Origin of the sequence: Polaromonas sp. DSP2-3-2b2, from assembly GCF_049895905.1 — a bacterium.
Classification (GTDB): domain Bacteria; phylum Pseudomonadota; class Gammaproteobacteria; order Burkholderiales; family Burkholderiaceae_C; genus Polaromonas.
The window spans coordinates 62866-72204 of the sequence record NZ_JAFCTH010000018.1 but is presented as its reverse complement, the minus strand read 5'-3'; the positions used below and the strand labels follow the sequence as shown (position 1 = coordinate 72204).

Below are 9339 nucleotides of genomic sequence, written 5' to 3'. Positions count from 1 at the left end.
CAAAGGATCAGAATCAAACACAAAAACTAGCCGCTTGAGCATCGAACTTTTTGCGGCAACTACCTTGACAGCGCCCGAGCATGAGGACGTGTACCTCAAGGGCTATAGCGCGGTGGGTGAGCTGCTGCTGGGGCTTACCCAGTACTTCAGCTTTTACAACGTCGAGCGCCCGCACCAAGGGCTGCAAAATCGCACACCCGACGAGGTTTACCAAAGTGCTTGCGGTGGCGGCGCCATGATCTTGGACAAGTATGGTGTCGCTGAGGCAATCCCAATTGCGCTGCGCTCCACGGGGACTACGTTCGATGAAGTCGAATTGAAAACATCAGGAATCCAGAGTGACAAAAACCGGGGCAGCGCCGTCCAGCTGCGAGTGGAATCGAGTGCAACTTAAACTGAGTTCAAATTTGTCTTGACTCAGGGGTCCACCTTACTTCTGCCCATTTGGATTCTCCAATTTTTGAAATTAATGTCTGGCAATAATTGCCTGAATGACTTGATAGCGGGGCCAACACAAAAATGCGTTGGGTGCATCAGCAGATGTGCTGGCATCTGCCTAACAGTTAAAGGCAAGCCCTGCATTGCCTCAGCCTGATTACTTCCGTGGCGGGTTGTTGCCGCGACCACCGCCGGATGGCTTGCCTGTTTCGCTGGGGCCGTTTTGGATCTTCATGAACATGGATTTTTCCTTGCGCTCCGGAATTTTGAATGAGTCATGCGAACCCGGAGCGCAGCCCGCGCAACTCAGGAACTTGTGGTGATTTAGATTGTTGAGACCGGGAGGCTCACGAACTGCAGTGCCTCTTTGTGTTCAAGTCCATCGTGTTTTTCAAACAAGTGCTTTTCAAGCAGACTGCTGACTTCGGCAACACTGTCATCCCGCCACGGGGCAGATTGATGGATGCCGGGCGAGGTTTCCTCAACAAGACTAATGCTGTACCTGATGCCATTGCAGTAAACAAGCTCATTGTTTGTGCGCAACAGCCTGAACGGTATGTCGAGAAGGATGTCGATATGGCAATTACCAGCCCTGATCTTCCAGCATTCAGGCGGATAGGCGGTCAGGTGTGGCGCCAAAGATCGCGCCAAGTCATTGGCAAGCCAATTAATCGCAAGAGAGTGACTACTTCCCTCTGCCTTGAAATCTTGAAAGTTTTGTTCCGGCAACTCTTCTTCCAGATCGCTTTTTAAATACGCCACACGTTGAAAGTCACCCTTGCCATCACGCTCAAGCACTCGGAAGCGCAATTGGCGAACATCTTCAGGGATGACTTTTCCATCGAAGCCGGTGAAAAAGTTAGCATTGCTAAATGCCCAGTTTTGCAATGGATCTTCAAGCCAGAATTGGTCCCGCCAGGTTGGATTGACCCATTTCAAACCGCTGACTTCCGGCCGGCATCGAACAAAACTGAATGTCAAGCGTCTATGCTTAATATTCGGATGGGCTATGTCAACGTGAAACCAGGGAAGTGAAAACCGCAGAGAAATACATCCATCACTTTCATGCCACTTCACCCACTTTTCAACAGTTTTTCGGATTTGAGACATTACTGCGCTAACACTCAGGACGATTTCTGTTTCGCGGGATCCATACACCGAAGTGAGTAACAGCCAATGCCCATGAACACCGTCCGGCTGTTGCAACTGCTTCGATGACCAGCCCGTCAACTCCGCAAGCCGCGCGATTTCGCTTGGATTCTGGCCGATCTGCGCAGTCTCAATTTGCACACCAATGTCTTCAGCGAAATCACGCATGCAATCGTCTTCATTGGTTGTCCCGGCATACGTTTGGACGTGCTGAGTAAACGCATGCTCAAGCGCAAGGTTGCCACCCAAACTTTTCTGTTCACGAAGTTGTCGCTCAATTCGGCTGATAACAGCCGCAGAATCCTCCGGCACGTTTCCGCCTTGAAGTACTTCAACTGTGGCTTTAAAAACTTGCGCCAAGGCAGCGGCCATTGCCTTGCTCGTGTTGCCTGTTCGTTCAATGCGCTGGTAGCTGCTGAGGATGGTCGCGTCAGCCGTTTGGGTAGGTTTGCCCAAAATAGCATGAGCCTGTCTCGCCACTTCGACCTGGGTGAGCGACGATTCCTGTCGCAAACTGCGCAGACGTTTAGGATCGATTTTGAATGTCGGTCTAGCCAAGATATGCCTCCATGAATGTGAAGGGAATGATGCCGTGCATGGTTTAAGTTGTAAATAAATTTAAATACAGCATTTATCGCCACAACGAAAAAATTAGCCTGCGTTATTAATCGTTCGTGTTTTTGAGTTCGTGTCGCTGCGTTCAGGAACTGCCGGGACGCAGTTGGCCGACTGACCGGGTTAAGCGCAAGCCGGTCCGATGGGCGCATAACTCCTTCTAGCCGGAGCCGGCCATCCAGCTAGCGCTAACACCGTGTTTATAGATCAAATAATGCCCTGGCGCATGCAGCGCTTGCGCAAGCAGCTATGAATTGAGTAGCAACCAGATTCTTGATTGCGCTCCCATCGGCGCCAGCGCATGGATTCCGGCCTCAAGCCGGCAACAGCGAAAGTCGGCTGAAAAACTTCCGGGCCTGCCCCGTCAGCGGGTCGGTGAATGCAATCGACCTGGCCAGCAACTGCAGCGGCTGGGCGTGGTCATCTTCTGGCGTCACTTCAACCGGCGGGTACATCCGGTCGTTACAGATCGGCAGGCCGAGCGCATTCATGTGCACTCGCAATTGGTGCTTTTTCCCGGTCACGGGGCTCAGCGCATACAGCGCCAGTTCGCCCCTGACCTGCAGCACCTCGACCAGCGTTTCGCTGTTGGCCTCGCCCGGCGTTTCGCGCTGCCGGAAAAAAGGTTCGTCTTCCACGATGCGCGTCTTGCGCCACAGGGGAAACTGCAGGTCGGGCCGCCACGGGGCGATCGCTTCGTAATGCTTGACGACTTCGTGCCGCCTGAACAGTGCCTGGTAGGCGTCTCGCTCCTCGGGCCGGATGGAAAACAGCACCAGGCCGGCAGTTTCGCGGTCGATGCGGTGGATCGGAGTCAAGCTGTCGATGCCGAGCTGGTTTTTCAGCCGCACCAGCAGCGTTTCCTGAAGGTAGTGGCCCGAAGGCGTGACCGGCAGGAAATGCGGCTTGTCGGCCACCACCAGGTGCTCGTCCTGGAACAGCACAGCGGCTTCGAAGGGGATGCGGACCTCAATGGGCAGGGCGCGGTAATAGTACAGCCGCATGTGGCCCTGGTACGGACGCTCGGGCGTCACGGCCATGCCAAACTCGTCGGCCACCAGACCGGCCGCCATGCGCTCCAGCCAAGTGACCCGTGTGATGGCCGGAAAACGCTCGGCCAGGAAATCAAGGAAGGTCAGCCAGCTGCCCGCCGGCAGGCCGACGCAGCTCGGGCTGACGCCGTGGCGCGTTGGCAGTCCGCCGTGGGTCAGGGGCCTGCTCACGCGCGGGTGAACACCACGTCCCACACGCCGTGCCCTAGCTTGATGCCCCGGTTTTCAAACTTGGTCAGCGGGCGGTAACCGGGCTTGGGCGCGTAGCCGTCGCTTTGCGCGCCTGCCGTGTTGACCAGCAGCGGCTCGGCGGCCAGCACTTCCAGGATCTGCTCAGCATACGGCTGCCAGTCGGTGGCGCAGTGCAGGTAGCCCCCTGGCTTGAGGCGTGCGGCCAGCTTGGCGATCAGCGGGCTTTGGATCAGCCGGCGCTTGTTGTGCTTGGTCTTGTGCCACGGGTCGGGGAAAAAGATGTGTACGCCGTCCAGGCTGGACAGGGGCAGCATGTGGTCGATCACCTCGACCGCGTCGTGCTGCAGGATGCGGATGTTGCTCAGGCTTTGCTCGTCGATGCGCTTGAGCAGCGCGCCAACGCCGGGCGTATGCACTTCGCAGCAGAGGAAATTCTTTTCCGGCATCAGGGCGGCGATATGCGCGGTGGCTTCGCCCATGCCAAAACCGATTTCTAGGATGGTGGGTGCGGCGCGGTCATAGACGGCCGCGAAGTCCATCGGCGCGCCGGTGTAGGCCAGCAGGAACTTCGGGCCGACATCGGCGAAGGCCTTTGCCTGGCCGACGGTGGTGCGGCCGGTGCGGCGCACGAAACTGCGGATGGTGCGGGGATGGCTCACATCGGCGGGAGCGCCTTCATGAATGGCGGGCGGGGTGGTCGCGGTGGACGGGGTGGGGGAGGAAGATTCAATCACCCGGTGATTTTAGTGCGCCGTCTTTTGCCCGCCGGGCGCAAGTGCTGGCGCGGCGTGCTTTTGCAGCACCACCAGCGCAATGCCGCCCAAAATAGCGCTTGATGCCAGCACCAGGCGCAGCGTCAGCGGCTCGCCCAGAAAGGCGATGCCGCCCAGCGCGGCCAGCACCGGAACGCTCAGTTGCACGCTGGCCGCGCTCGTGGCTTTCAGCGCGGGAACGACGGTGTACCAGACCGTGTAGCCGATGCCCGAGGTCAATGCGCCCGATGTTACCGCCAGCCAGAAACCGGCTGCGTCCAGCGATGCGCCCCGCAACAGCAGCATGAGCAGGCCCAGCCCGATGGCCAGCGGCGCCGCCCGCAAAAAGTTGCCGGCGGTCACCCGAGTCGGGTCGCCCGCGCCCTTGCCGCGCAGCGAATAAATCCCCCACGACATGCCGGCCAGCAGCATCAGCACCGAACCGGCCAGCGGCGGCGCCGACACGCCGGGCAGCAGCAGGCCGGCCAGCCCGCCAAAGGCCAACGCCAAGCCGGCGAGTTGCAGCGGCCGCAGCCTCTCGCCCGACCAGATGCCGTAGCCGATCATCAAGGCCTGGACCGCGCCGAACAGCAGCAGCGCGCCGGTTCCCGTCGGCAGGCTGACATAGGCAAAGGAAAAGCAGGCTGCATAGGAAAACAGCGCGAGGGCCGACAGCCAGTTGCCCTTGCCCGCCTGCGCGCCGCGCGTGCTGCGCGCCACCGCCCAGAGCACCAGCGCGCCGGACACCAGCCGAATGGCGGTGAACGACGCGGCATCGATGCCGGTTTCCTTCAGCGCCAGCCGGCAGAGCAATGAATTGCCGGCAAAGGCGGCCATGGCCAGCATTGTCAGAAAGACGGTGTGCAGAGAGGACATGTCATGGCCTTGTTGGATGGCGGTCGGTGACAAGCTGCCCGGCGTCTGTAGCCAGAGGATTTTCAGGACAAGCCAGCGTGTCGCGCCAGGCGTTCACCCAGACGGCCAGCGCATCTGCCACCGGGCCGGTCTGCGCCTCCAGCCCGAAAACGGTAGCCGCCCGGTTCAGCGCCGCCAGCGGATCGCGGGTATCAAGCGCCTGCGCGCCGTTTTGTTTCGACAATTTTTCGCCGTTCGCGCCCAGCACCAGCGGCGTGTGCAAATACTGCGGTGTCGGCAGGCCGAGCGCGCGCTGCACCAGGATTTGCCGCGCCGTGTTGTCGGCCAGGTCGGCGCCGCGCACCACATCGGTGATGCCCTGCGCGGCGTCATCGACCACCACGGCCAGCTGGTAGGCCCACAGCCCGTCGGCGCGCCTGAGCACGAAGTCGCCCACGTCGCGGCTGACATTCTGGCCTTGCCGGCCGAGCCGCCTGTCGTGCCAGACGACTTTATTTTCCAGCAGGCCTGTCACTGGATTTACTATGAAATCAATAGCTGGTAGCGCATGTCCTGCTTGCACAAAAGCACTATTTCCTTCATTTTTATCGATCCGAAAGCGCCAGGCGCGTGCAGGCCGTCCATCCAGTCCTTGGCGGCAGGTGCCCGGATAGACCAGTTCACCATGCCGCTGCCTGGAATGTCCCGATGCAGCCAGCGCGCGGGCAATGTCCTGACGCGTGCAGCCGCAGGGATAGGCCATGCCGCTTTGCACGAGCCGGTCAAGCGCCTGCTGGTACAGCGCGCTGCGCTGCGACTGGTAAGCAGGCGGCTCGTCGGGCACCAGAGCGCAGGCGACCAGTTGCGTGAGGATCGTCAGGTCGGCGCCGGGCACGCAGCGTGGCGTGTCCACGTCCTCGATGCGCACCAGCCACTGGCCGCCGTGCGCGCGGGCATCAAGCCAGCTGGCCAGCGCCGCGACCAGCGAACCGGCGTGGAGCGGGCCCGTAGGCGAAGGCGCAAACCGGCCAATGTAAGCCCCCACGCTCCCCACTTCGTGTGGTTCGCTGCAGGATGTGGCCCCCACGCTCCCCACTACGTGTGGTTCGCTGCCCCCCGAGGGGGCCGCTGCGCCTACGGCCCGGCGAAGCCGGTTCCGTGGCCCCTGCTGGTGGGGAGGGGGCGCCTCCATGCGGCATTCGCTGGCCTCCATGCTGTCCGCCTCAACCCGTCAAAGAATCGCCAGCGCCATTTCCAGTCCGGACACGAAGCCGTCCTCGACCCGGTGGCCCAGGCACCAGTCGCCGCAGGCGCCGATGTGCGAATCGGCATCCCAGGTATGCGTCTTGCCGAGCGGCTTGGTGGTCTGGGCATAGCGCCAGCGATGCACCGAGGCGTAGGGCGGCTCGGCGCGGATGCCGGTAACTTCGGTGAAGGCTTTCAGCAGCTTGCCCTTGACGCGCTCGGCATCGTCTTCGAGGTGGCGCTGCGACCAGGCGGGGCTGGCCTGCACCGTCCAGCGCTCAATCGGGCCGCGTCCGGGCTTGGACGATTCGCGCGCCACCCAGGCGATGCGGTGATGCGTGCTGCGCGCCACGTTCCACTGCGGGCCCAGGCTCGACAACGTGGGCTGCTGCGCCTGCGGAAAGGCCACCATCAGCGTCCAGCAGGGCGCGACGTTCACGCCGGCCAAGTCGGCCAGCAGCGGCGCGGCCTGCTCCGAGTCGCGCAGCAGGACATGCGCCTGCGGCGCGGGAATCGCCAGCACCACGGCATCAAAGCCTGAATGCACACCGGCGCCCGGGCCGTCGGTCTGCAACTGCCAGCGCTTCGGGTCGAGCTTGTCTTCCTCGATATAGACCACGCGCGTGTCCAGCACCAGCTGGCCGGCGTCGAGCAAGGGCTGGGCCCACTGGCGAACCAGCGCATTCATGCCCGGCTTGGCGACCCAGTGAGCTTCCTTGGCTGGTAGCGACGCGGCGACGACACGGCCCAGGTCGTCGAGCACTTGCACACTGTTGGCGCTCCACGGCCGCACCAGTCCGGTGGCGGTGGCCAATGCGTTTTCAAAACGTTCGTCGCGCACGGTGAAATACTGCGCGCCATGGTCAAAGCCGCCAAATTCGGTGGAGCGGGTGGACATGCGGCCGCCTGCGCCCTTGCTTTTCTCAAAGACGGTGACGCGGTGCCCGGCCTGGACCAGCGTTCGCGCGCAGGTGATGCCGGCAATGCCGGCGCCAATCACGGCGATGTGGCGCTGGGTGGCGGGTTCGAAAAAGGAGTCGGTAAAGGGTTTGTTTGTCATGACTTTTTTACTTTTTCTGAGGTGAAGGAAAAGCTCTGGAGGAAATGGGATTGTGGCGAAAAATCAAGCATCAACGAACGCCATGCGCACACTCTACACCGCAGCCGCCGCCTGGTCGCTGCAGGCGCGCATTTATAGCGAATGGGCGCGCTCCAGCAGCGCCTTGCGGGTGGCCGGAGTTCCGAGTTGCTGCAGCCACCATTGCAGCGCCCGTCCTTCGGCAGCGGGCGTCGCACAGCGCCAAGCGTAGCGCATCGGGATCACACGCGGGGCGCGCTGCATCTGCTTTTCCACCAGGCGTCCGGCATCGATGTGCGGCCGCGCCAGGTATTCCGGCAAAAAGCCGCCGCCCAGCCCGCGCAACTGCGCATCGAGCTTTTCCTGCATGCCGGGTACGGTGAAGATGTCCTGCCCGCCCAGCAGTCCGCTGGTCACGCCGCTGCCCTGCTTGACCGAGTCGGCGACCGCCACGGCGCGGTGCAGCATGAGCTGCGCATCAAGCACCGGCTCGGCGGCGTGCGCCAGCGGATGGTGCGGCGCGACCGCATAGACGAAGTGAAGGGTGCCCAGCGGCCGGCTTTGCACCGACAGGTTGGGCGCGGGCTCAAGCGCCACGCCAATGGCCAGGTCGGCCTGGCCCGAGGTCAGCGCCTCTAACGTGCCCGACAGCGCTTCTTCGCGAATCTTCAGGCGCGTTGGCGGGTTCAAAGCAAAAAAGGCTTCGCACAGTTCCAGCACGGTGGTGCGCGAAATGACGCTGTCCACCGCCAGCGTGAGCTGCGGCTCCCAGCCGGTGGCCACGCGCTTGACGCGGTTGGCGATGGCATCGAGTTCAAGCAGCAGGCGGTTGCCTTCGCGCAGCAGTTCCTGGCCCGCCACGGTCAGCCGGGCCTGGCGCGACGAGCGGTCGAACAGCAGCACGTCGAGCGCGTCCTCGACCTGCCGGATGCGGTAGGTCAGGGCGCTGGGCACCACGCCCATTTCGCGCGCGGCCGCCGCCATGCTGCCGCTGCGGTGGATGGTGTCGATCAGCCGGATGACGTCGGGCGTCAGCGCGTTGCGCACTGGATTGTGGGGTGTTGGCACGAAAAGCCTTCAAAATTTTTGAATGATGCCAGCAAACCGGCGCAACGATGCAAGCGCTTGCGGCCCGTACAGTCAATGCATTGCAACGCACCTTGAAAGGAGCATTTCATGATCACCTTACGGCCTTCGGGCGAACGCGGCTATGCCGACCACGGCTGGCTCAAGTCTTTCCATTCCTTTTCCTTTGCCGGCTACCACGACCCGGCGCACATGGGCTTTGGCAACCTGCGCGTCATCAATGAAGACCGCGTGGCCGCCGGCCGGGGTTTCGGCACGCACAGCCACCAAAATATGGAAATCATCAGCTATGTGCTGAGTGGCGAGCTGGCGCACCAGGACAGCATGGGCAACGTCAAGGGCATTCCGCCGGGCGACGTGCAGCGCATGAGCGCCGGCAGCGGCGTGCAGCACAGCGAGTTCAACCATGCCGAGGGCCAGACCACGCATTTCCTGCAGATCTGGATCGAGCCCAACGTCACCGGCATTGCGCCCGGCTACGAGCAGAAATCTTTTCCCGACGCTGAAAAGCGCGGCGCGCTGCGGCTGGTGGCATCAAATGATGGCGCGCAGGGCTCGGTGCTGATCCATGCCGACGCCCGGCTGTATGCAGGCCTGTTCGATGGCGGCGAAGCGGCCGAGCTGGCGCTCGATGCGAAGCGCAAAGCCTATGTGCACCTGGTGCGCGGCCAGCTGGAGGTCAGCGGGCAGGTGCTGCACACCGGCGACGCCGCGCTGCTCCAGGGAGAAGACAAGGTGAGCCTGGCAAAAGGCCAGGCTGCCGAGGTGCTGGTGTTCGACCTGGCGCCTTGAAGGCCTGAGCGATTCACCGTTAGCAACGCGGCCAGCTTGCCCGGCTGCATTTTTTAATTCATCATTCCGCTAATTTATTAAGGAC

General features: G+C 61.9%; 8 protein-coding genes and 1 pseudogene. 2 read left to right on the top strand and 7 right to left on the bottom strand.

Going from position 1 to position 9339, the window contains the following annotated elements; genetic code table 11:
- Window positions 1-76: 76 nt before the first annotated feature.
- Window positions 77-265 (top strand): annotated as a pseudogene (locus ACP7AD_RS14425) (integrase core domain-containing protein); the annotation flags it as partial.
- Window positions 266-762: 497 nt separating this feature from the next.
- Here ACP7AD_RS14425 and ACP7AD_RS14420 read toward each other — a convergent pair.
- From ACP7AD_RS14420 to ACP7AD_RS14390, 7 genes are all read right to left on the bottom strand, one after another.
- Window positions 763-2145 (bottom strand): hypothetical protein, encoded by a 1383-nt coding sequence (locus tag ACP7AD_RS14420; protein WP_426148373.1) that lies wholly within the window; start codon window positions 2143-2145, stop codon window positions 763-765.
- A gap of 371 nt (window positions 2146-2516) precedes the next feature.
- Entirely contained in the window at window positions 2517-3425 is a 909-nt protein-coding gene (locus ACP7AD_RS14415) for an RluA family pseudouridine synthase (protein WP_426148375.1), read from the bottom strand.
- Entirely contained in the window at window positions 3422-4180 is a 759-nt protein-coding gene (gene trmB, locus ACP7AD_RS14410; protein ID WP_426148376.1) for a tRNA (guanosine(46)-N7)-methyltransferase TrmB, read from the bottom strand. The genes ACP7AD_RS14415 and trmB overlap by 4 nt, the downstream gene beginning before the upstream one ends.
- A 9-nt stretch (window positions 4181-4189) precedes the next feature.
- Entirely contained in the window at window positions 4190-5074 is an 885-nt protein-coding gene (locus ACP7AD_RS14405) for a DMT family transporter (protein ID WP_426148378.1), read from the bottom strand.
- 1 nt (window position 5075) lies between these two features.
- Window positions 5076-6107 (bottom strand): tRNA glutamyl-Q(34) synthetase GluQRS, encoded by a 1032-nt coding sequence (gene gluQRS / locus ACP7AD_RS14400; protein ID WP_426148432.1) that lies wholly within the window; start codon window positions 6105-6107, stop codon window positions 5076-5078.
- Between the two features lie 177 nt (window positions 6108-6284).
- Entirely contained in the window at window positions 6285-7358 is a 1074-nt protein-coding gene (locus ACP7AD_RS14395) for an NAD(P)/FAD-dependent oxidoreductase (RefSeq protein WP_426148379.1), read from the bottom strand.
- Between the two features lie 132 nt (window positions 7359-7490).
- Window positions 7491-8444 carry a LysR family transcriptional regulator gene (locus ACP7AD_RS14390; RefSeq protein ID WP_426148380.1) on the bottom strand — a complete coding sequence of 318 codons (954 nt, stop codon included), beginning with the start codon at window positions 8442-8444 and terminating at the stop codon, window positions 7491-7493.
- A gap of 108 nt (window positions 8445-8552) precedes the next feature.
- Here ACP7AD_RS14390 and ACP7AD_RS14385 point away from each other — a divergent pair, with 108 nt between their 5' ends.
- Window positions 8553-9254 (top strand): pirin family protein, encoded by a 702-nt coding sequence (locus ACP7AD_RS14385; RefSeq protein ID WP_426148381.1) that lies wholly within the window; start codon window positions 8553-8555, stop codon window positions 9252-9254.
- The last annotated feature ends 85 nt before the right edge of the window (window positions 9255-9339 follow it).

What these genes read in the sequence shown, in the direction of transcription:
- ACP7AD_RS14405 (WP_426148378.1), bottom strand. Translation starts at nt 5,074, where the DNA reads ATGTCCTCTCTGCACACCGTCTTTCTGACAATGCTGGCCATGGCCGCC.
- ACP7AD_RS14395 (WP_426148379.1), bottom strand. Translation starts at nt 7,358, where the DNA reads ATGACAAACAAACCCTTTACCGACTCCTTTTTCGAACCCGCCACCCAG.
- ACP7AD_RS14385 (WP_426148381.1), top strand. Translation starts at nt 8,553, where the DNA reads ATGATCACCTTACGGCCTTCGGGCGAACGCGGCTATGCCGACCACGGC.